Origin of the sequence: Bacillus manliponensis (genome assembly GCF_000712595.1) — a bacterium.
GTDB lineage: Bacteria > Bacillota > Bacilli > Bacillales > Bacillaceae_G > Bacillus_A > Bacillus_A manliponensis.
The window spans coordinates 1-21,964 of sequence record NZ_JOTN01000025.1 but is presented as its reverse complement, the minus strand read 5'-3'; the positions used below and the strand labels follow the sequence as shown (position 1 = coordinate 21,964).

The following is a 21,964-nucleotide window of genomic DNA, read 5'->3' as shown; positions in this document are numbered from 1 at the left end:
AGCTATCATATTTTATGCAAATATTTCGGAAAAAGAAAACAGAAAAATGCTTTGGACAAGCCAAAGCGACACACTTTATTGCAGAAACATTTCATACTTATAGTATTCAGGATAAGATGCAAGCGCTTCTTGACATAACTCACAAATGGTTCTTATATATATGTTTCCATTCTCGTCAAAGTGCGTCATCTCTTGACGCTCTTGCTCTGTCAATTGACTTAATACAACAGCATATACTCTTTCTGCTGTAATAGAACCTAATTTACAGCTACAATGTCTGCAGTAATAATGTCCGTTCATGCTTTCCTCCTAATAGTACAGTTACTATTAGTATGGATATAAATATGAAAAAATATTCCCTTCTACAACATTAATTATTAAAAGTGTTCATAATCTGTAAAAATGGCTTCTTTAACCACTCTTCACATGCATCTGCACTTTTTTGAATTGCTCTTTCTACTTCTGGTATTTCCTCTGCAGTAAAACGACCTAATACATAATCAGGTACCTTCATCCCGTTTTTTGGACGATCAATACCCATACGAATACGCTGGAACTCTTGCGTCCCAAGGTGAGCAATTGTTGACTTCACACCGTTATGTCCACCCGCACTCCCTTTCATACGAAGACGCAGTTTTCCAACAGGAATATCTAAATCATCATAGAGCACAACAAAGTCTTCTACATCAATCTTATAATAATCCATTAGCGGGTGAATGCTTTCTCCAGATAAATTCATGTATGTAAGCGGTTTTAGTAATACAACCTTTTCTCCATTTACAAACCCCGAACCAAACATACCTTTGAATTTCTGCTCATTCAACGGAATATTCCATCGCTTTGCTAATTCATCGATTACCATAAAGCCAATATTATGTCTTGTTAATTCATATTCTCTACCCGGATTGCCAAGTCCTACAATTAATTTCATTTCTTCCACCACTTTCTTCTCTTTTGAGGAATAAACCTATATCGAATTATATAGGAGTTTACCATTCCCTTGAAATCATCATGTCATCATGATTTTTCACAGAAGTAAATTATTTTATGATACGAAAAGACGTAACCATACTCGGTTACGTCTTTTCTATCCAATTAATTGAATAGTACACTTACAGATTCTTCTTCATAAACGCGAATGATTGCTTCTCCAATTAATGGAGCGACAGAAAGTTCACGTACTTTATCAATTTTCTTCTCTTCTGGTAATACAATAGAGTTTGTTACAACTAACTCTTTAATATTTGAATTTTGAATACGTTCAATTGCTGGACCAGATAAAACTGGGTGTGTACAGCAAGCATATACCGCAGAAGCTCCATTCTCTACAAGAGCGTTTGCTGCTAATGTAATTGTACCAGCTGTATCAATGATGTCATCAATTAAAATTGCTGTTTTACCTTCAATATTTCCGACGATGTTCATTACCTCTGCTACGTTTGGACGTGGACGACGCTTATCAATAATTGCAATTGGCGCTTTTAGACGATCCGCCATTTTACGTGCACGTGTTACACCACCGTGGTCAGGAGATACGATTACGATATCTTCTAATCCCTTTTCCTCAAAGTAGTTAGAAAGAATCGGTACACCCATTAAATGATCAATTGGAATATCAAAGAATCCTTGAATTTGTGGAGCGTGTAAGTCTAAAGTGATTACACGAGTTGCACCTGCTGTTTCAAGCAAGTTAGCGAATAATTTCGCTGTAATTGGCTCACGAGAACGTGCCTTACGATCTTGTCGTGCATAACCATAATAAGGAATAACAATGTTAATTGTTTTCGCAGATGCACGTTTTAACGCATCAATCATAATAAGAAGTTCCATGATATGTTCATTTACAGGGAAACTTGTTGATTGAATGATAAATACATCACAACCACGAATACTTTCTTCGATGTTAATTTGAATTTCTCCATCACTGAAACGGTCAACAGAACATTTTCCTAGTTCAACACCGATATGCTTTGCGATTTGCTCAGCCAGCCCCTTGTTAGAGTTTAAAGAGAATACTTTCAAATTAGAATTTAGATATTGATTCGACATCTAGATTAACCCTCCACGTTATGAATTTTTCTTGTTCAGCAATTGATCTACATATTCTTCTTTGTTTGTTTGTCGTGCGCGTGCAATGGATAATGCTTTTGCTGGCACATCTTCTGTAATAGTAGAACCAGCAGCGACATATGCACCATCACCAACTGTTACAGGAGCGACAAGATTTGAATTACATCCAACAAACGCACCATCTCCGATAACAGTTTTGAATTTATTCTTGCCATCATAGTTCACCGTAATTGAACCACAGCCAAGATTCACGCCTTCTCCTACCTCAGCATCCCCAATATAACTTAAGTGAGAAGCTTTGCTTCCTTTACCAAAAACAGTCTTCTTAATTTCAACGAAGTTTCCAACACGTACTTCATCATGAATAACAGAATCTGGACGAATATGTGCAAATGGTCCAACTGCTACTTCATGACCAATCTTACTATCATGGACAGTAGATTGACGAATTGTCGTATTATCCCCAATTTCGCTATCACGTACTACTGTGTGAGGTCCAATTTCACAATCAGAACCAATTACAGTGTTACCTTCTATTACTGTTCCTGGATATAGAACTGTATCATGACCGATTTTTGCATCAGCAGAAATATATGTGTTACTTGGATCAATAATTGTAACACCATTTACCATGTGCTTATGATTAATACGTTTCTTCATAATAACTTCCGCTTGCGATAGAGCGACTCTGTCATTCACACCTAATGTTTCATCAAAATGCTCCGTTTGATATGCTGATACAATATGACCTTCATTTTTTAAGATTTCAATGACATCCGGAAGGTAGTACTCACCTTGCACGTTTTCATTTGAAACTTTAGAAAGGGAAGCGAATAATGCTTTATTATCAAAACAATACGTACCTGTATTAATTTCTTTAATGCTTCGCTCTTGCTCACTTGCATCTTTATGTTCAACGATTTTTTCAACATGACCGTTCTCATTGCGTACAATGCGACCATATCCAGCAGGCTCTTCTATGTATGCTGTTAGCACAGTAGCTTTTGCCCCTACTTCTTCATGATGCTTTAACAATGCTTCCATCGTCTCAGCTGTAATAAGAGGTGTATCACCACAAATTACTAAAGTTGTTCCTTCTTCATTAGCAAGTACGTCCGCCGCTTGCATAACAGCGTGCGCTGTTCCAAGTTGCTCTGCTTGTACTGCAAATTCACTTACATTCCCTAATTTCTCTTGTACCTGTTCGGCACCATGCCCAACAACTGTTACTAGTTTTCCAAGCCCAAGTTCAGAAACTTGGTCGACTACATGTTGCACCATCGGCTTTCCGCATACAGGATGAAGTACTTTGTAAAGCTTGGACTTCATACGTGTACCTTTTCCTGCAGCTAAAATCACTGCAAATCTGTTCGACATATAGACCCTCCATCGCAACCTATTTATCCATTAAAGATATTATCCTAAATAATTATATATTTCAAGAAACAAGGCATAACTATTAAATTTTACCATAGTTTTTTATATGTTGTTTCGATATTTATTATCTTTTTTTATTAAATAAGCTATACTATATAATTTCCTTTGGAAACGACCAAAAAATCTTTCTTTCAGAGTTCCGGGGGCAGATAGCCTTAAGTTTGCTTAGTCCATCAGTCGGGCTTGTACATACTGCCCGTTTCAGATAAAGACCTGATAGAGAATACAAAAAAAGCGCAAGTTGATTTTTCTCTTTACTAAAGAAACGCATCATTCCAATAATTCATCATCACAAAAACAAACTCCTGTAAGTGTTTACAGGAGTTTGTACTAAAATTATAATGCCCTAATGTGAGAGCGCTTTTATTCGAATTTTACGAAGCTCCAGCTTCTTCAAACTCAACTTCTTCTAACTCGCCTAAACGGTGATACTCAGTTAAAACCGCATCTTGAATTTTAGAACGAGTACCTGAATTAATTGGATGTGCAATGTCACGGAACTCTCCATCCGGAGTACGTTTGCTTGGCATTGCTACAAATAATCCATTATTACCATCAATAACACGAATATCATGAACAACAAACTCATGATCCAATGTGATAGAGGCAATCGCTCTCATGCGGCCGTCTGTGTTTACGCGGCGTAATCTTACGTCAGTCACTTCCATCTTGTGTTCACCCCACCCTTTTCTAAATAAGCGATATATTTGTATAAATTCTACAAATTTTCTATTTTCCCTCTAATTTTTAAAATATTTTTAAAATATTTTTTACTTTAATTTAATATAGAGATCCAAAAGTTATATCGCTTTTAAAAAAGGTTATTTCACAAGAGCAATAACTTCGATTTCAACCGCTACATCTTTTGGTAATTTCGCAACTTGTACACAAGAACGCGCTGGTTTATGCTCTGCGAAATATGTACCGTATACTGCGTTTACTGCATCAAAATCATTTAAGTCTTTTAAAAACACTGTCGCTTTTACTACAGTGTCAAATGAAGCTCCAGCTTCTTCTAATACCGCTTTCAAATTTTGGAATACTTGTTCCGTTTGTTCTGTTACATCTCCTGTTACTAGCTCACCGCTTGGAGTTAATGGGATTTGTCCAGAACTGTAAAACATATTATTTACGATAATCCCTTGTGAATATGGTCCAATTGCTTGTGGTGCTGCATTTGTTTGTACTACTTTCATATTTCTCACCCTTTTATCTTTTTTATCCCTTCTAACGGGCGGTAAATCTTCTTTCTTTTTGTAGAAGACTTACCGTCCGTTAGAATCTTTCTTCCTCTATCTTTTTCAAACAAGATAAAATGAAACGATGTTATCCATAGCTATTTCTCTAAAAAGAGATCTGTTGTATATCCATTTTACTCTACAAAAAAAGATAAAGCATCTGCTTTATCTTTTTCATTCTACTTCTGCAATACTTTGATCAAATGGAATCAATGAGTAATTTCCTCGTTCTACTCCAATTTTTTTCTCTTTTACATTCACTTCTGATAAGCGAATTAAAGAAACAAACTGATCAACCAGTCTTTCCTCAATATCATTTGACTCAACAAGAACACCGATGCCAACAACATTTGCATTAAACTCTTCTAGCATGCTAATCATACCTTGAACCGTTCCACCAGCTTTCATGAAGTCATCGATAATTAATACATTCGCTCCCTCTGGTAAACTTCGCTTTGCTAACGTCATTGTTTGGATACGTTTTGAAGAACCTGATACGTAGTTGATACTAACTGTTGGACCTTCTGTTACCTTATTGTCTTTTCTTGCAATTACAACTGGAACGTCTAAATAATTGGCTACTGCATAAGCTAGCGGAATTCCCTTTGTTGCTACAGTCATTACCGCATCAACAGGCTGCCTTGCAAATACAGAAGCAAATAAACGACCCGCACTGTTAATATAACGGGGATTACTTAACAAATCCGTCATATATAAATAACCACCTGGAAGAATGCGATCTGGACTTTCAAATAAGCTACATAGCTCACGAATAATTCCATCTGCTTCTTCTTCGCTTATATATGGGATATATTTCACTCCTCCTGCTGCACCTGGTACCGTCTGTAATGTGCCGACCCCTTGTTGTTCAAACGTTTGTTTAATAATAACTAAATCTTCACTAATAGAGGATTTAGCAGATTGATACCGTTCAGCAAAAAAAGTGAGAGAAACTAATTGACGAGGATTTTGTAATAAATAATATGTCATATCGACTAATCTTGTACTTCGTCTAATTTTCACGTACTCACCTCAAATCACGAATATTCTAAACAAATCATAACGTATCATACGCCTTTATTCAAGACCCTCTCGTTCTCCTAATAAACGAACTGCATATACTTGCTCACAAAAACCTTTTAATCCATTATAAATGCGCTGCATACGTGAATCATGACGAACAATCCCAAATACAGTTGGACCACTTCCACTCATTAGTACTGCATCTGCTCCAAATCGTTTCATTTGTCCTTTAATGCGGGCTACCTCTGGATGCATAGCAAATGTTACTTCTTCTAATACATTACCAACTGCATTACAAATACCTTCATAACTGCCTTCGCGAATCGCCTGAACCATACGCTCAACATCAGGGTGTGTAACATTTTTCACCTTTAAATTCCCATATACGTCTGCCGTCGAAACGCCTATATGTGGCTTCGCTAAAATAATCCAGCACGGCGGTGGAGTAGGAATATGTTCAATCAGTTCTCCTCTTCCCGTTGCAATAGCCGTTCCGCCATACACACAAAATGATACATCTGATCCAATCTCTGCACCTAACTTTGCAAGCTCATCTATTGTTAAACCAAGATTCCAAAGTTTATTTAAACCGCGCAATGTTGCAGCTGCGTCACTACTTCCACCCGCCAAACCTGCTGCAACTGGTATCGTTTTTTCAATTGCAATAGAGACACCTTTCTTCACTTGGAAACGATCTTTTAACAATTTCGCTGCTTGATAAGCTAAATTCCTTTGGTCGTCTGGAACGTACCGATTATGGGATACAATTTCAATCCGGTCTTCTGATAACTCTGTCAGTTCTAAGCGATCTGCTAGGTCAATTGTTGTCATAATCATTTTCACTTCATGATAACCGTCTGTCCTTTTCCCTAGTACATCTAACGACAGATTTATTTTTGCTGGTGCTTTCACTAGTAGCTTCACTCTATTCACCTACTCTATGTACTCAATCTTTTATCGTTTATTTTACCATAAAATCATAGTAGAACGACGTCACTTCCCTAATTATAACGAAAAGCATCAAGAATGAAACTACTTATACAAAATGAAGAATTTTTTTGGTGCACAAAAAGCCGAGGAAATGTCCCTCGGCTACCGCAGCATAGAAGTATCTTACTATTACTGGTTTTGCTTCATCAATTGTTGCTGTGCAATTTCGATGGCACGTTTCACCATATTCCCCGCATCTTTCGCACGAATTCCGCCCCATCCTTCTTTTTGTACAACATCATAAAATCCAAGCTCTTTTGCAAGCTCTTCTTTAAAGCGATTCGACATGACACCTCTTCGTCTACTCAAAGCAAGCCCTCCTTACGATAAGCTGCGGTATATTTAGTATGTAGCAAAATACCTCTCTTCACTTCTAGAAATATTATGTAATCACGTCTTTTAAACGGATTGTTCTCCTAACATTAAATCATCGCCTGGTTCATCATAAAATGTAAGCTCTACTGTTTCTGTTAATACATCTGCATAACTATAGGATACACGTTGTTCAATATCTTCTTGTTGATCAAGCTGTACAACAAAAACAGATCGATATGTTTCCGCTAAAACACCTGATCGCTCAATTGTCTTTCTTCTTCCACTATTCGCTTTTAACATTAATCTTCTTCCAAGATAATGATCCAGCTCACTTTTAATTTCATCTAAACGTTTTGACATATTGTGCTACACCTCGCTGTAATTGAGATTGAAAGCATACAATATAAAGCGTTATGAAAAACATGTATTGTACGCAATAAGTAAACTTTAGCTAAACATTATATTGATAAAAGTTTCACTATATATTCTGTACGTTCTTCTATTTTTTTATCCAATCTCTTCTAAGCTCACGTAAAAAAGCAAGGTAACCGTACCGGCTACCTTGCTTATTCTTCATGATCTTGAAAAGGCAATCCTGTTCGTAAAAGACCTTTCGTTTCCACTCCACCAAGCCCTTTTTCACCTGTAATCGTATTTCTTACAACATCCCACACATTTACTCTTTCCATAAAAGATGTGAAACTAACTTTTCCAACAACATATACAGGATCAAGGGCATGAATATTAATACGTGATGGAGAACTAGCAAAATTAGCTCCTGCTCGAATTAAAGCTTCAAAGTGGGACTGGCATGCTCCTGCAAAAATAACAAGTTGATCTAAAGAAGGATATTTCTTTCGCACCTCACGCACAGCCTGTACAAAATGCTTAGAATGGCGATAAGCCGTCAAATCTCCTATTGTCCCTTTTGATTTTGTATAAGCATCATGCCCTGTAATCACTAAAATATCCGGACGATATTGGTCAACAAAATACAACACCTTTTCATGCATTTCTGTTTCTTTACAGTGAACACCTTGCACGGGTATACCTATCTTTTCATATAAATCTAAGCATTTTCTTAAGTAAAGTGGGTCCCCATCTAAATGCAGCACTTTTCCAGGCATTTGAAAGTAGTTCACTTCACTTGTATATCCACTTGTTGAATTATATTCATGGCGTTGTTTCATTAATACATAGTCTTGTTGAAATAAACGATATGTCCTTTCTATTGTTGCTTTTTCATCTTTTACTCTTCTTTTATACTCTCTTTGGTCAATGACTACTAAATCTTCGATCGGTGCATCTGCAATTAGACGAACTTCTTCCCCAAACAAAATCGCCTCTTCTCCCCTTATCTCTGTTACCCGAAAAAGAAGATCGCGTCCATATGATTTTCGCTCCACTAAATCTCCAACGTGTACGGCCATTCTTATACCTCCAAACTCCTATCGATCATCTAAACTGACTATGTTCTGTTTCAGCCTATGAATGGACAGGAAAAAAGGTGACAAAAAAGGTAGCTCAAGATGAGCTACCTTTTTATATTTTATGAACAAATAAAGCATTACTTAACTTTGCAAATTCTTCAATTGATAACGTTTCACCGCGGCGCTTCGGATCAATTTCCACCTCTTCTAATACACGCTCTAACAATGCTTTATTCTTTGGAAACCCGTTTAGATTGTTAGATAAATTATTCATTAATGTTTTTCGGCGCTGCGCAAAACTCGCTCTAACAACTTCAAAGAAGAACGCCTCATCTTGTACTTCTACAAGTGGTTTTGGACGCTTCATTAAACGAATAACTGCTGAATCCACATTTGGCTGCGGTACAAATACCGTACGTGGCACCGTCATTGCCATTTCTGGTTCTGTATAGTACTGGATTGCAATTGATAGGGAACCATAATCTTTCGTTCCAGGTTTCGCAGCTAAACGCTCTGCTACTTCTTTTTGCATCATCACAACAAAACCACGTACTGGTAATTTTTCTTCTAACAGTTTAAATAAAATTGGTGTTGTTATATAATACGGCAAGTTCGCAACTACCATGACATCTTGATTTTCTTCAAATTGCTCCTGAAACACTCCATGCACATCTGCTTTTAAAATATCTTTATTAATAATCGTTACGTTATCATAATCTGCTAATGTTTCATCTAAAATGGGTAAAAGACGTTGATCAATTTCAAACGCCACTACTTTCTTAGCACGTTTTGCTAGTTGCTCCGTTAATGCACCAATCCCTGGCCCAATTTCAATTGCTCCGCTCTTTTCATCAATTTCTGCATGGTCTACAATTCTGTTTAACACATTCGTATCAATTAAGAAGTTTTGACCAAAACTTTTTTTAAAAAAGAATCCATACTTCTCTACGATGTCTTTCGTTCGATTTGGCGTTGCGATATCTTTCATTTTTCTTCCTCCTGTAACACTTGCTTAAATGCTTCAGCAAAAGTTTCCTTTGATATTTGAAACATGTGCAAACGTTTATGTAATTGCTTTGCGTTTGTATATCCGATCTTTAATAGCTTACCCATTCGTTCTCTGCGACTCTTTGCTTTTTCTCCGCCAACAAGACCTGCATCCACTAAATCTGCCCAAGTAATTTCACTCGTATATGCCTCCATCTCTTCGTGAAGTTCTGCTAAAGCACGTCGAATGGATTCATTTGATGCATGTTCAATCCCTATCCCTTTATTATGCTTTCCTAACGCTTCTTCTTTAGGTAAAAAAGCATGTTTACATCCTGGAACTTTTTCAGAAATAATCTTCCGAATACGCTCACCTGGATAATCTGGATCTGTAAAAATAATTACGCCTCTTGTTTTCTGTGCTAACTTTACTTGTTCAATGACATGGTCGCCAATTGCCGAACCATTTGTCTCAATTGTGTCAGCATCTAACGCACGTTTTATTGCAACGGTATCATCTTTACCTTCTACTACGATTATCTCTTTAATTTTCATCGTTGCCTCCACACTCAATTCATCTCTACTTAGTAAAACAAAAAAATGATTACTTTTCCATTATTATTTTCCTTTACAGACAATTTAAAAAGCAGAGGAGAAAAAATCCTCTGCTTAAAATATTATTGTAACACTTGAATTTTTACACGTTTTCTTCCCCAAGCATACGCTTGCTTCTCTGAAGGCATAAGAACATCAATACGATTCCCTTTAATTGCGCCTCCTGTGTCACCTGCTACCGCGTATCCATAACCTTCTACCCATACTTTCGTACCTAGTGGAATGACCCGTGGATCTACAGCAATGAGTTTCATATTTGGATTTGCCTTATAGTTATAACCACCAGCACTTACTCCTTGGCATCCTCCGCAGTATGGTGAATATGCAGTTGCTTCTACATAGAATTCTCTCGCCACACCTGCACTTCCACTATCTGTAGCAACTTCTGCTTGTTTTGTACCAATTGCAATAACCTGTTCTTTCGGTTGAAGCAGCGTTTCTTCTTTCTGAACCGTTCTAGAAACCTCATTCCCGTTTTCTTTCACAACCTCAAAAGTTGTCTTCTTCTTTCCTTGTACCCCTTCTTGGATCACTTTTTTTGTACCAACAAAAAGTGAAGGATCTTCTTTATTTACACTCGAAAACGAAATAGGTGCTTCAACTACATCGATGACTTTTTCTACTCGAACTACTTTTACTACCGTATCTTTTTGTATTTCTTCATGTAAAGCTGGTTCTACTCGATCAAGTTCTCCTATTACAACTTGACGTTCTTTCAAAAAGTCAGCGACAGTAGTCGAAATTGACCACGCTTGCTCTTCTTGCCCGCCGACATGTAACATAACAGGAAACGCTCTTTGAATGACAATATCTTGCTCTTCTTGTAACTGCGCATGTAAGCTTGGATACACTTTATCATGCTCTCCTACTTCAATTCCTTCTTCTGTTAATAAATCCTGTACTGTTTTTACTGTAGATTGTACCGCTCGTTCTTCTCCATCAATAGTAATTGTAAACGGCTTTGCCTTTTCAACAACTATTTTCATTTCACCTTTAACTTTTGTAGAAAGATTAGGGGCTACAACATCTTCTTCCCCTATTTTTATGTTCTCACTTTGCAATAACTCTTTAACATTACCTGCATATGTATAAACTTCTTGTTTCTTTCCGTCAATTTCTAAGATGACCTTATCCGTTGTTGCCGCGTAAGCTGCTGTTCCGATTGACCCTGAAATGATTAACACACTCGTAACTTGTAAGGCTAGTTTTTTACTTACTTTCATCTTTGATAACAAGTCTTTCGCATTTACAATCACAATAAAATGCCCCCTTATTTTTCATCTCTATGTCCTCCTACCGGTTCTAGTAGCGTGAATCATCTAAGATAAAGATTAGGAGAAAGGAAAAGGGTGTTACCCCTTCTCCTTATTGAATACCAAATAATTTCTTTGCATTTTCTGTTGTTTTTGTAGCGACTTCTTCATATGAAAGCTCTTTTAAATTTGCAATTTCTTCGGCTACAAGTTTGACGTAGCTTGGTTCATTACGCTTTCCGCGAAACGGGTGTGGTGTTAAGTATGGACAGTCCGTTTCAATTAGTAATTTCTCCATCGGAATTTCCATTGCTACTTCTTTCGGTTTTTTCGCATTTTTAAATGTTACTGGCCCACCGAGTGAAATGAGAAAGTTCATCTCAATGCATTGTTTTGCGACTTCCACACTACCGCTAAAGCAGTGCATAATGCCGCCTACTTCTGCTGCATTTTCTTCTTCTAAAATTGTGACGATATCTTGCGTTGCATCACGGTTATGTATAATGATTGGTAACTTTACTTTCTTCGCTAACTGAATTTGCTTACGAAATACTTCTTGTTGTACTTCTTTCGGTGACTTATCCCAGTAATAATCTAATCCCATTTCACCAAGTGCAACAACTTTCGGATGAGCTGCTAATTCTTCCAACCATTTTAAATGGTCTTCTGTCATATCGATTGCATCAACAGGATGCCAACCAACAGCTGCATAAATGAAATCATACGTTTCAGCTAACTCCATCGCCCTCTTAATCGTTATCTCATCAAAACCAACAACAACCGTGTAAGAAACGCCAGCTTCTTTCATTCTTGCAATTACTTCTTGTAAATCTTCTGCAAATTGGTCTGCATTTAAATGCGAGTGTGTATCAAATAACATAACAGTATCACCTTTTCTTTGAATTAAAGTCTATCATAGGAAAAAATTACTTTCCTAACAGCGGAATAACAACAATATTACAATTTTGATACAAAAAAGGGAATTTTAGAAAGATTTTCGACAAGAAAAAAGATGTTCCACGAATGTTACACGTGAAACATCTCCCATTTTGTCATAATTACTTAATTTTTGTACCGTTTGGTAAGTTTTGGTCGACTGTAGCTAGCGATAATTTTCCATTCTCTTCACCTGCTAAAATCATACCTTGTGATAATTCACCGCGTAATTTCACTGGTTTTAAGTTTGTAACGCAAATTACTTTTTTTCCTTTTAGCTCTTCTGGAGAATAGAACTTCGCAATCCCAGAAACAACTTGACGCTTTTCTGTTCCTAAGTCTAGCTGAATCTTTAACAGCTTATCTGCTTTTTTTACAGGCTCTGCTGCTAACACTTCAGCTACACGTAATTCAACTTTAAAGAAATCATCAATTGTAATTTCTTCTGCTTGTGGCTCGTCTTTCTTTTCTTCCTTCTTTTCTTCTACCTTTGGCGCAGAACCTTTCATTTGTTCTTTAATATACTCCACTTCTACTTCTACTTCTAAACGAGGGAATAGCGGTTGCCCTTTAGAAACTTTTGTTTCTGCTGGAATACATCCAATTGTAGAAAGGCTCTCCCATGTTTTACATTTTTCAGAAGTAACACCTAATTGTTCAAACATTTTACTTGGTGTTTCTGTTAAGAATGGTTGTAACATAACTGCTGCTTGGCGAAGCATTTCTGCAAGGTGAGCCATAACAGATGCTAACTTTTCACGATCGCTCTCATCTTTTGCTAACACCCATGGTTGCGTTTCATCAACATATTTATTTGTACGGCTGATTAACTGCCAAATTGTACTTAATGCAACTGAAAACTCCATATTTTCCATTGCTTCTTCTACTTTTTGCATTGTTTCTTTTGCAAATGCTACTAACGTCTCATCAAACTCCGTTACATTTCCTTTATAAGCTGGAATTTCTCCATCGAAGTATTTATTAATCATTGCAACTGTACGGTTTAATAAGTTCCCTAAGTCGTTTGCAAGATCAAAGTTAATACGTTCTACAAAGCCTTCTGGTGTGAAGACACCATCTGAACCAAATGGTACTTCACGAAGTAAATAATAACGAAGTGCATCTAAGCCATAACGATCAATTAATGTAACAGGATCCACAACGTTTCCTTTTGATTTACTCATCTTGCCGTCTTTCATTAAAATCCAGCCGTGTGCAAATACTTTTTTCGGAAGTGGTAAATCAAGAGCCATTAACATAATTGGCCAATAAATTGTATGGAAACGAACAATTTCTTTTCCTACTAAATGAACATTTGCTGGCCAATATTTTTTATACTTCTCTTCATTAGCTGTTCCATATCCTAATGCTGTAATATAGTTAGATAAAGCATCAATCCATACATAAATAACATGCTTTGGATTACCTGGAACACGAACTCCCCAGTCAAAAGAAGTACGAGAAACTGCTAAATCTTCTAACCCTGGTTTAATGAAATTATTAATCATTTCATTTTTACGAGACTCTGGCTGAATGAAATGTGGGTTTTCTTCATAGAACTGTAGTAAACGATCTACGTATTTCCCCATTCTAAAGAAATATGATTCTTCACGAACAAGTTCTACAGTATGACCACTATCTGGGCTCTTTCCGCCAACTACTTTTCCATTTTCCATAATTGGGTCAACAAGTTGATGCTCTGTATAGAATGTTTCATCTTGTACAGAGTACCATCCTTCATACTCATCTAAATAAATATCGCCTTGCTCAAGAAGCTGCTGGAAAATCTTTTCTACTACATCTTTATGACGATCTTCCGTTGTACGAATAAAGTCATCATATGAAATATCCATCTTGTCCCATAGCTCTTTAATTCCTGAAACGATATTGTCTACATAAGCTTGTGGTGTAACATTTAATTCTTCTGCCTTCTTTTGGATCTTCTGTCCATGTTCATCAGTACCTGTTAAATAGTGAACATCGTATCCTTGCATACGTTTGTAGCGCGCCATCGCGTCACCCGCTACTGTCGTATATGCATGTCCGATATGAAGCTTTCCGCTTGGGTAATAAATTGGTGTTGTAATATAAAAGGTTTTATTTTCCTCTGTCATTGTTTTGAACCTCCCGAATGACCTCACATGTATTTATAAACAGTATATCAAAAACTCATACATAAAAACGAGTCAATGCTATATATCTTTCGTATCTATGCAATGTATTTTAATTAAATACCAATATATACCTCTTATTTTACAAATTTTTTAAATTTAATAAAAAATTGTTTAAATTTGTCGTTTTTTAGTATATATAATTAAATAAGAAAATCTATAAAAATTATAATTTAAGAATTGACGGAAATGTAAATGATTGGTACTATATATCCATAGGGTATTTTGTCGAAAAATGACGAATTAAGATAGACTCGTAAACTTGCAGAATATGAGGAGGAGAAACGACTATGAAATCTACTGGTATCGTTCGTAAAGTTGATGAATTAGGTCGCGTAGTAATTCCAATTGAATTACGTCGTACATTAGGTATTGCAGAAAAGGATGCTCTTGAAATTTATGTGGATGATGAAAAGATCATCTTGAAAAAATATAAGCCAAACATGACTTGCCAAGTAACTGGTGAAGTATCTGACCATAACCTAGCTTTAGCTGAAGGTAAAATCATCTTAAGCAAAGAAGGCGCAGAGCAAATCATGAACGAGCTTCAACAATATATCGAGGCAGCAAAATAAGCTTCTCTATTCAGAGAAGCTTATTTTTTATCCTGCATTAACATCATATAAAAGCCCATAATCAACGAAGATGCCTTCTCCGCTGATTATGGGCTTTTATTTTATCCCGCTATTTGCGGGCTGTAAGGCTCCCACTGAGTGAAGTTTCACTTTATTCCACGTGGTATGCTTGATACACATCACGTTTCGACATATTACGCTCTTTTGCAACAATTTTAATCGCATCTTTCGAAGACATCTTTTTCTCATTTATGTAATGTTCAACATGCTCTTCTACAGTAAGAGTTTCCCACCAAGCTGCCTCTGTTTCAGGCTCTTCATCTGAGCCTTCTACTAAAATACAAAATTCACCACGAATTTCATTTTCCTTAGCCCATTGTATAGCTTCTTCTACTGAACCACGAATAAACTCTTCAAATTTCTTTGTTAATTCTCTCGATAATACAACTTGTCTATTACCTAGTACTTCTAACATCGATGATAAAGTATCGCTTAGTCGATGTGGTGCCTCATAAAACATTATCGTACTTGGTACATAACGCAATGTCTCCAATTCTGCTTTTCGCTCTTTTTTATTACGTTGTAAAAAACCATAAAAATAAAAATTCTTTGTCTCAAGTCCCGATGCAATTAAAGCCGTTAAAGCCGCGTTTGCTCCAGGAAGAGGAATAACATGATACTGCTCCGCTAATGCTTCAATCACAATATCGTAGCCAGGATCTGAAATACAAGGCATACCAGCATCACTTACTAGCGCAACTGTTTTACCTTCTTCTAACAAATCTAAAATTTTCCGTCCACTCACTTCTTTATTGTGCTCATGGTAACTCATAACAGGCGTTTCAATCTCAAAGTAATTACAAAGCTTTTTTGTTTGTCTTGTATCTTCCGCCGCAATAATATCCGCTTCTTTTAACATACGGATTGCACGGAATGTCATATCTTCTAGGTTTCCAATGGGTGTTGGAATTAAGTATAAAGCCCCTCTTTCATTCATCTGAAAGCTTTTTTGCTGCCACATAATAGTCTCCTTTTTGTATGTACTCTTCTTTTTGCTTACGCTTTAACTGCTTAAATTTATATTCTGCTTGCATAGCTATTCTTTTATCTTCATACATTTCAACGTACTTTAATATAACAGGGCGCCTCGCTCTTGTATAACGCGCCCCTTTTCCTTTATTATGTGTTTCAATACGCTTCTCTAAGTTGTTTGTATATCCCGCATAATAGCTACCATCAGTACATTCGACAACGTAAAAATAATGATTATTCTTCTCCATATAATAGCTTATGCATTTCCTTTGTATACTCATTATTTTCTTTATAAACAAAGAGAGGAGATAGGATCTTCAGCCCTGCATTTCCATCTTTAATCCCTTCAATTAAAAGGGTATTTGCTTCCTTACCAGCTTTCGGATATACAAGTTGCATACGCTTTGGCTCAATTTTATACTTTCTCATAAGCGTCACAATATCAAGTAGTCGCTCTGGACGGTGAACATACGCTACCTTTCCACCTTGCTTTACTAACTGACTGCTGACACGCACAACATCTTCTAACGTACACATAATTTCATGACGAGCAATCGCTAAATGTTCATTTAAATTTTGTTCTGATGGTTTTGGTGTTTTAAAATACGGCGGATTACATGTCACAACATCAAATTGATGACGACCAATCTTCTCAGGCATCTCCTTTAAATCGCCATGAATCAATTGAATTCTCTCTTCTAATTGATTATATTTCACACTTCTTGTTCCCATATTATAAATACGCTCTTGTATTTCTACCCCTGTAATATTCCCCTTCGTACGTGTACTTAACAGTAAAGGGATTACTGCATTTCCTGTACATAAATCAAGTATGTTACCCTTTTGAATTGGTACCCATGCAAATTTTGCAAGTAGTACTGCATCTAGTGAAAAATTAAATACTGAAGGACTTTGAATAATCTTCATCTTCTCTTCTGCTAATAAGTAATCTAAACGCTCATCTCCATATAAATGCATATCTTTTTTCCTTTCTCAAACTCATAAAAATCTTACTCTTATTGTAATCCCATGTACAAAAAATTACCTTCCCAATATTTTGGAAAGGTAATCTCATTTTTTATTTAAAAACGATAGGCAGAATAAGCAGTCGCCTTCTTTTCGTACGCTTCCATAATGTAAGTTACAAATATGGAACCCTTCTTGATATAAGCGTGCTAAATTATCATACCCTTCGCCAATATCTGTTTTCTGCTTTGCCTCTTTTCTCTTCTGAGACCTTTGCTTTTGCTTATTCTGTGCTTCTTCAAAACGACGTCGCAAATTTTCATTTTCCATTTTAATATGTTGGTTTTCTTCAAGTAATTCCGCGAGATGCTGCTTTAACTCTCCCAACTGTTTATATAGATGTCCAATTTGCTCTTCCATACTGGAAACTGCTGCAAAAATATCTCTTTTCTCCACAAGCACCCACCTCATTAATCTGTGGTTTGACTCGAAACGACCCCTTCACTAATCAATTCATCTAACGTATATTCCACTATCCGTTCCTTGTCTATTAGTTCCACTTGAATTAATCTTTCTAAAATATTTAATCCGATTACACGTCCAAGACCTTGTGGTGTTTGAATTCGCTCCTCTAAGTCAGGAAGCTGTTCTTTTGCCGCTTCATACTCATCATTTTCATATTTCAAACAGCACATTAATCTGCCGCATAAACCAGAGATTTTCGCCGGATTTAACGATAAGTTTTGATCCTTCGCCATCTTAATAGATACGGGTTCAAAATCTCCTAAAAAAGTCGAACAACAAAGCATTCTACCACATGGTCCAATACCACCAAGCATTTTTGCTTCATCGCGAACTCCAATTTGTCTTAATTCAATCCTTGTCCTAAAAATTGCGGCTAAATCTTTAACAAGCTCGCGAAAATCAATGCGTCCATCCGCTGTAAAATAAAAAATAATTTTATTTCGGTCAAATGTATATTCAACGTCTACAAGCTTCATATCAAGATTATGCTCAATCACTTTTTGCTGACATACTTGATATGCTTCTCTTGCCGCCTGCTTATTTTCTTCAACAATAGTCCGATCATTTTCATTTGCGATACGAATGACTTTTTTTAGCGGTAATACAACATCATTTTCGTCCACTTGTTTCTTTGTAATGACTACTTTTCCGTATTCGATACCTCGCACTGTCTCTACGATTGCAAATTCATTCTCAGAGATATCAAATTGATTTGGATCAAAGTAATATACTTTTCCGGCCTTCTTAAATCGAACACCTACTACATCATACAAACGGTCATCCCTCCTGCAACCGCAACACTAACTGCTCGAACACAAGCTGCGCATTTACATTAGCGTTGATTCTGTTTTTTGCTTCTAATATATTGAAAAGAGCTGATACAATGCGCTTTTGAGAATAAGAGAAAGATTCGAATGATTCCTTTTGATCTTGAAAAACAAGACGATTGTCTTCTCCTAATTGAACATATAATAAATCCTTATAGATAAGGAGTAACATATCTAAACCTAGCTGTAATTGTTCTTTCTCTCCAAAATGTTTCATCCATTTTTCTTGTACAAAAAAAATAGAGGATGTATCTTTTTCTAGTGCCTCACACAATTTTATCACTAAAGTTCGTGCTTGTGCAAACCATTCATCATTGCAGAAAGATAATGCTTCATCAAAGCTATTCGTAAGCTGAGCTGCAAGGGTTGATAAAGAGATGGAAATTCCTTCATTCTTCAATCGGTTAATGAGAGCATCTTTAGGAAGTGAACGAAAAGTAATGATCTGACATCTTGATAATATTGTATTTATAATTTGATGACTTTGTTCTGTTAGTAAAATAGCGGTTGTATCACTACTCGGTTCTTCTAAAAATTTTAATAAAGTATTTGCAGCATTTACAGTCATACGATCAGCGTGCTCAATAATATATATTTTCTTACTTGCTTCCAAACCTGTTTTTGCAAATTCTTCTTGTAAATCTTGAACCTGTTGTTTTTTTATTGATAGACCATCCGGTTTTACAACATGTACGTTTGGGTGATTCCCTGACTCAACACGTCTACAGTTAATACAAGTATGGCATGGTTCAACACCTGCTCTATCTAAGCAAAGAAAACTTTTTGCCATCTGCATTGCTGTTTCAAATTTCCCCGTTCCTTTTGGTCCTTCTAACAAATAAGCATGGGATATACGCTCTTTTGCAATACTATTGATTAACATCTTTACAACAATGGGCTGTATAGCAGAAAGTTGCTCCCACGTCCTCGTCATAATACATACCTCACTTATTTTTACTTTCTTTCTATTGTAACAATTTTTGTTCAATCAACTGAATAACTTCCTGCGCAACTACATCCATTGGTTGATCTGCATTTACAACAACAATACGATCTTTAAAACGATCTACAAGCTGTAAATACCCATTGCGAACAGCATGATGGAATTCAATACTTTCTAAATCTAAACGATTCACTTCTCGATTATCATCTTGTGTAATACGTGCTAAGCCAGCCTCCGGTTTAATATCTAAATAAATTGTTAGTGATGGCATACAATCTTCTGTGGCAAAGCGATTAATTTCAAAAACTTTATCTACTCCTAAACCTCTTGCATAACCTTGATAAGCAAGAGAACTATCAATAAAACGATCACATAAAACAAGATAGTCCTTCTCTAAAGCAGGCATTACCTTCTCTACTAAATGTTGTCTTCTTGCTGCAGCATATAATAGTGCTTCTGTACGAGCTTCCATCATTGTATGCTCTTTTTTATGTAAAATGGTGCGAATTTCCTCTGAAATTTGAATACCACCAGGCTCGCGTGTTGCCATTACACGTTGCCCCTTTACCTCAAAGTATGGCAATAACTTTGTAATTAATGTAGACTTTCCTGAGCCTTCTGGTCCCTCAATTGTGACAAATAATCCTTTCATCATAAAACCTTCTTTCTATATATCATATACGCAAATATTTTTTTCTTGTATGTGTATACTTCCTTGGAAACGTGCTCCTGTCTTTTGCAGTTCATATATGCGCTGAACATGTTCGCTTGTAACTTTTTCTCCATACATAAGTAACGGAATTCCTGGTGGATATGGAATAACCATATCCGCGCAAACTCGTCCAACCGCTTTCTCTAATGAAATAATGCTTTTTTTACATCTATCTAGTTGTTTATATGTAAATGGCACAGGTGAAAAGTCCCTTTTGTAAGTATAACGAATGACAGGCTTCCTGTCTTTCACTTCGTAATTTTGCAAAGCCTTTTTCATCTTATCTACTGCGGTCATATATTTTTGATTTGGTTTAAGAGGCATAACAAGTAAGACATTATATGGATCAGCCATCTCCGCATATAACCCCTGCTCTTCTAAAACATGCTGCAATTCATATCCTGATAACTCACAGCGCGTTTGAATTGTAACTTTTAGTAAATCTTGAACTTTATATTGTAACACTTTAATTTGAGGAATACGATGAAGCTCATTACGAAAATCATTAAGGAATTTTACTATGTCCTTGCAGCCATTCTCCTTAATCTCTACAAGTGCAAAACGTGCTAAATCTAATGAAGCCATAATTGGATAAGATGGACTACTAGATTGAAACATACTTAAATACATCTCAATTTTATGAGAGCTAATGAATTGACTATTAATATGTAAATATGAGCCCATCGTCATTGCAGGTAATGTTTTATGAGCAGAATGAACCACCACATCAGCACCATAAGAAAGTGCCGATAATGGGAACGGATCCCCTAGACAAAAATGAGCCCCATGCGCTTCATCAACTAAAACAGGAATATTATGTTTGTGTGAAAATGCTATTATCTCCTTTAAATCTCCCCCCATACCGTAGTAATTGGGGTGCGTTAATATAAGTGCTTTCGTATTTGGATGAGCTTTGATTGCCTCTTTTATATCTTCAAGTGGAACCCCAACAGGTACACCAAACTCTTCATCAATCCAAGGCTCTAAAAACACAGGCTGTGCTCCTGTTAATATAAGGCCATTCATAATCGACTTATGACAGTTTCTTTGTACAAGAACGATGTCCCCTTCTTTACAACATGTAAAAATCATCGCTAAGTTTCCGACGGTTGAACCATTAACTAAAAAATAGCTCTTCTGAGCCCCATATAAATTTGAAAGCAATTCCTGTGCCTCTGCTATACATTCAGACGGATCATGTAGATCATCGAGACCTGTAAGCTCTGTAACATCTATTGATAATATATCACGAAAGTATTCTTTTCCACGTTCCGGAAAATACATACCATTTTTATGTCCGGGTACATGAAAAGATAATGGTTTATTATTAGCAAACTTCATAAGTGTCTCATATACTGGCATTTTTTTTTGATTCATTATCATCTTCCTAACTTTTCATTCTCTATTCATTATACAGATATTAGTCCAAAAAAAATAATAGGCTACTCGCCTATTGTAATAAATGCTGTTTAATTTTTCGTAATTGCTGCAAATAAAATGTATATTTTGGATCTTCTGTATCTGTTTTCACCATATCACGCTCACACTCTTCACATATAAAGCTCCTATAAAGGTAAATCCCATTCTTTTGTTCACACTCACAAATAATACATATCTCTTCTTGTACTTTTGTATATCCGCTCATATGTGTCTGTTTATTATAATCTATCTGACCATTATTATATAAATATAGATAAACCACAATAAACATTTCCTCCCTCCTATATAACTAAAGTATATTTTTTCTAGAATACTACTTTTATTAGGGTTTACAAATCTAAAAAAATATATACATTCAATATACCTTAACTATATGAAGGTTCTTTAGGCTTTGTGTTTGTCATATATGTATAAAATAAAAAGACGAGTCATACTGACTCGTCTTAATTTGCTTGGCGACGTCCTACTCTCACAGGGAC

The 21,964-nt window shown here is 36.2% G+C and carries 26 protein-coding genes; 1 reads left to right on the top strand and 25 read right to left on the bottom strand.

What is annotated here, in order from left to right; genetic code table 11:
* Positions 1-75 precede the first annotated feature (75 nt).
* The 16 genes from BAMA_RS20270 to metG form a co-directional block, all read right to left on the bottom strand.
* The gene (locus BAMA_RS20270; RefSeq protein ID WP_034642904.1) at positions 76-300 is read right to left on the bottom strand and encodes an anti-sigma-F factor Fin; all 225 of its coding nucleotides are present in this window, start codon (positions 298-300) and stop codon (positions 76-78) included.
* Between the two features lie 70 nt (positions 301-370).
* Positions 371-931 carry an aminoacyl-tRNA hydrolase gene (gene pth / locus BAMA_RS20265; protein ID WP_034642977.1) on the bottom strand — a complete coding sequence of 187 codons (561 nt, stop codon included), beginning with the start codon at positions 929-931 and terminating at the stop codon, positions 371-373.
* Positions 932-1,095: 164 nt separating this feature from the next.
* The gene (locus BAMA_RS20260; RefSeq protein ID WP_034642901.1) at positions 1,096-2,049 is read right to left on the bottom strand and encodes a ribose-phosphate diphosphokinase; all 954 of its coding nucleotides are present in this window, start codon (positions 2,047-2,049) and stop codon (positions 1,096-1,098) included.
* 18 nt (positions 2,050-2,067) lie between these two features.
* Positions 2,068-3,447 carry a bifunctional UDP-N-acetylglucosamine diphosphorylase/glucosamine-1-phosphate N-acetyltransferase GlmU gene (gene glmU, locus BAMA_RS20255; RefSeq protein ID WP_034642899.1) on the bottom strand — a complete coding sequence of 460 codons (1,380 nt, stop codon included), beginning with the start codon at positions 3,445-3,447 and terminating at the stop codon, positions 2,068-2,070.
* Positions 3,448-3,881: 434 nt separating this feature from the next.
* Complete coding sequence (gene spoVG / locus BAMA_RS20250; protein WP_034642896.1) at positions 3,882-4,175, bottom strand: septation regulator SpoVG; 294 nt, start codon at positions 4,173-4,175, stop codon at positions 3,882-3,884.
* A gap of 153 nt (positions 4,176-4,328) precedes the next feature.
* Complete coding sequence (locus BAMA_RS20245; protein ID WP_034642894.1) at positions 4,329-4,703, bottom strand: RidA family protein; 375 nt, start codon at positions 4,701-4,703, stop codon at positions 4,329-4,331.
* A gap of 216 nt (positions 4,704-4,919) precedes the next feature.
* On the bottom strand, positions 4,920-5,768 hold the full coding sequence (purR, locus tag BAMA_RS20240; RefSeq protein ID WP_034642891.1) for a pur operon repressor: 849 nt from the start codon (positions 5,766-5,768) through the stop codon (positions 4,920-4,922).
* Between the two features lie 54 nt (positions 5,769-5,822).
* Positions 5,823-6,692 carry a 4-(cytidine 5'-diphospho)-2-C-methyl-D-erythritol kinase gene (gene ispE, locus BAMA_RS20235; protein ID WP_034642888.1) on the bottom strand — a complete coding sequence of 290 codons (870 nt, stop codon included), beginning with the start codon at positions 6,690-6,692 and terminating at the stop codon, positions 5,823-5,825.
* Between the two features lie 195 nt (positions 6,693-6,887).
* On the bottom strand, positions 6,888-7,067 hold the full coding sequence (sspF, locus tag BAMA_RS20230) for an acid-soluble spore protein SspF (RefSeq protein ID WP_415782953.1): 180 nt from the start codon (positions 7,065-7,067) through the stop codon (positions 6,888-6,890).
* A 90-nt stretch (positions 7,068-7,157) separates the two neighbouring features.
* Positions 7,158-7,433: a biofilm formation stimulator Veg gene (gene veg / locus BAMA_RS20225; RefSeq protein ID WP_034642883.1), complete on the bottom strand. Its 276-nt coding sequence runs from the start codon at positions 7,431-7,433 to the stop codon at positions 7,158-7,160.
* A gap of 206 nt (positions 7,434-7,639) precedes the next feature.
* Positions 7,640-8,503, bottom strand: a complete 864-nt coding sequence (gene yabG, locus BAMA_RS20220) for a sporulation peptidase YabG (RefSeq protein ID WP_034642880.1) — start codon at positions 8,501-8,503, stop codon at positions 7,640-7,642.
* Positions 8,504-8,615: 112 nt separating this feature from the next.
* Positions 8,616-9,491, bottom strand: a complete 876-nt coding sequence (gene rsmA / locus BAMA_RS20215) for a 16S rRNA (adenine(1518)-N(6)/adenine(1519)-N(6))-dimethyltransferase RsmA (RefSeq protein ID WP_034642878.1) — start codon at positions 9,489-9,491, stop codon at positions 8,616-8,618.
* The gene (gene rnmV / locus BAMA_RS20210; protein WP_034642875.1) at positions 9,488-10,045 is read right to left on the bottom strand and encodes a ribonuclease M5; all 558 of its coding nucleotides are present in this window, start codon (positions 10,043-10,045) and stop codon (positions 9,488-9,490) included. Before rnmV ends, rsmA begins: the two co-directional genes overlap by 4 nt.
* A 122-nt stretch (positions 10,046-10,167) precedes the next feature.
* Positions 10,168-11,361 (bottom strand): G5 and 3D domain-containing protein, encoded by a 1,194-nt coding sequence (locus BAMA_RS20205; RefSeq protein WP_051759039.1) that lies wholly within the window; start codon positions 11,359-11,361, stop codon positions 10,168-10,170.
* A 109-nt stretch (positions 11,362-11,470) separates the two neighbouring features.
* Entirely contained in the window at positions 11,471-12,238 is a 768-nt protein-coding gene (locus BAMA_RS20200; protein WP_034642873.1) for a TatD family hydrolase, read from the bottom strand.
* 178 nt (positions 12,239-12,416) lie between these two features.
* The gene (gene metG / locus BAMA_RS20195; RefSeq protein ID WP_265182757.1) at positions 12,417-14,435 is read right to left on the bottom strand and encodes a methionine--tRNA ligase; all 2,019 of its coding nucleotides are present in this window, start codon (positions 14,433-14,435) and stop codon (positions 12,417-12,419) included.
* Positions 14,436-14,755: 320 nt separating this feature from the next.
* Here metG and BAMA_RS20190 point away from each other — a divergent pair, with 320 nt between their 5' ends.
* The gene (locus BAMA_RS20190; protein ID WP_034642869.1) at positions 14,756-15,040 is read left to right on the top strand and encodes an AbrB/MazE/SpoVT family DNA-binding domain-containing protein; all 285 of its coding nucleotides are present in this window, start codon (positions 14,756-14,758) and stop codon (positions 15,038-15,040) included.
* 151 nt (positions 15,041-15,191) lie between these two features.
* Here BAMA_RS20190 and rsmI read toward each other — a convergent pair whose 3' ends face one another.
* From rsmI to BAMA_RS20145, 9 genes are all read right to left on the bottom strand, one after another.
* Entirely contained in the window at positions 15,192-16,061 is an 870-nt protein-coding gene (gene rsmI / locus BAMA_RS20185) for a 16S rRNA (cytidine(1402)-2'-O)-methyltransferase (RefSeq protein ID WP_034642868.1), read from the bottom strand.
* Positions 16,030-16,320: a GIY-YIG nuclease family protein gene (locus BAMA_RS20180; RefSeq protein ID WP_034642867.1), complete on the bottom strand. Its 291-nt coding sequence runs from the start codon at positions 16,318-16,320 to the stop codon at positions 16,030-16,032. Before BAMA_RS20180 ends, rsmI begins: the two co-directional genes overlap by 32 nt.
* Positions 16,307-17,050 (bottom strand): tRNA1(Val) (adenine(37)-N6)-methyltransferase, encoded by a 744-nt coding sequence (locus tag BAMA_RS20175; protein WP_034642863.1) that lies wholly within the window; start codon positions 17,048-17,050, stop codon positions 16,307-16,309. Before BAMA_RS20175 ends, BAMA_RS20180 begins: the two co-directional genes overlap by 14 nt.
* Before the next feature lie 93 nt (positions 17,051-17,143).
* Positions 17,144-17,494: a DNA replication initiation control protein YabA gene (gene yabA / locus BAMA_RS20170; protein ID WP_034642860.1), complete on the bottom strand. Its 351-nt coding sequence runs from the start codon at positions 17,492-17,494 to the stop codon at positions 17,144-17,146.
* A 14-nt stretch (positions 17,495-17,508) separates the two neighbouring features.
* Entirely contained in the window at positions 17,509-18,336 is an 828-nt protein-coding gene (locus BAMA_RS20165) for a PSP1 domain-containing protein (RefSeq protein ID WP_034642857.1), read from the bottom strand.
* A gap of 4 nt (positions 18,337-18,340) precedes the next feature.
* Complete coding sequence (holB, locus tag BAMA_RS20160; protein WP_034642854.1) at positions 18,341-19,324, bottom strand: DNA polymerase III subunit delta'; 984 nt, start codon at positions 19,322-19,324, stop codon at positions 18,341-18,343.
* Positions 19,325-19,355: 31 nt separating this feature from the next.
* Positions 19,356-19,985, bottom strand: a complete 630-nt coding sequence (gene tmk / locus BAMA_RS20155) for a dTMP kinase (RefSeq protein ID WP_034642852.1) — start codon at positions 19,983-19,985, stop codon at positions 19,356-19,358.
* 15 nt (positions 19,986-20,000) lie between these two features.
* Positions 20,001-21,422, bottom strand: coding sequence for an aminotransferase class I/II-fold pyridoxal phosphate-dependent enzyme (locus BAMA_RS20150; RefSeq protein ID WP_034642849.1), 1,422 nt, complete (start codon positions 21,420-21,422; stop codon positions 20,001-20,003).
* 73 nt (positions 21,423-21,495) lie between these two features.
* A complete protein-coding gene (locus BAMA_RS20145; RefSeq protein WP_415782952.1) occupies positions 21,496-21,756 on the bottom strand; it encodes a sigma factor G inhibitor Gin in 261 nt (86 codons plus the stop codon).
* Between the last annotated feature and the right edge of the window lie 208 nt (positions 21,757-21,964).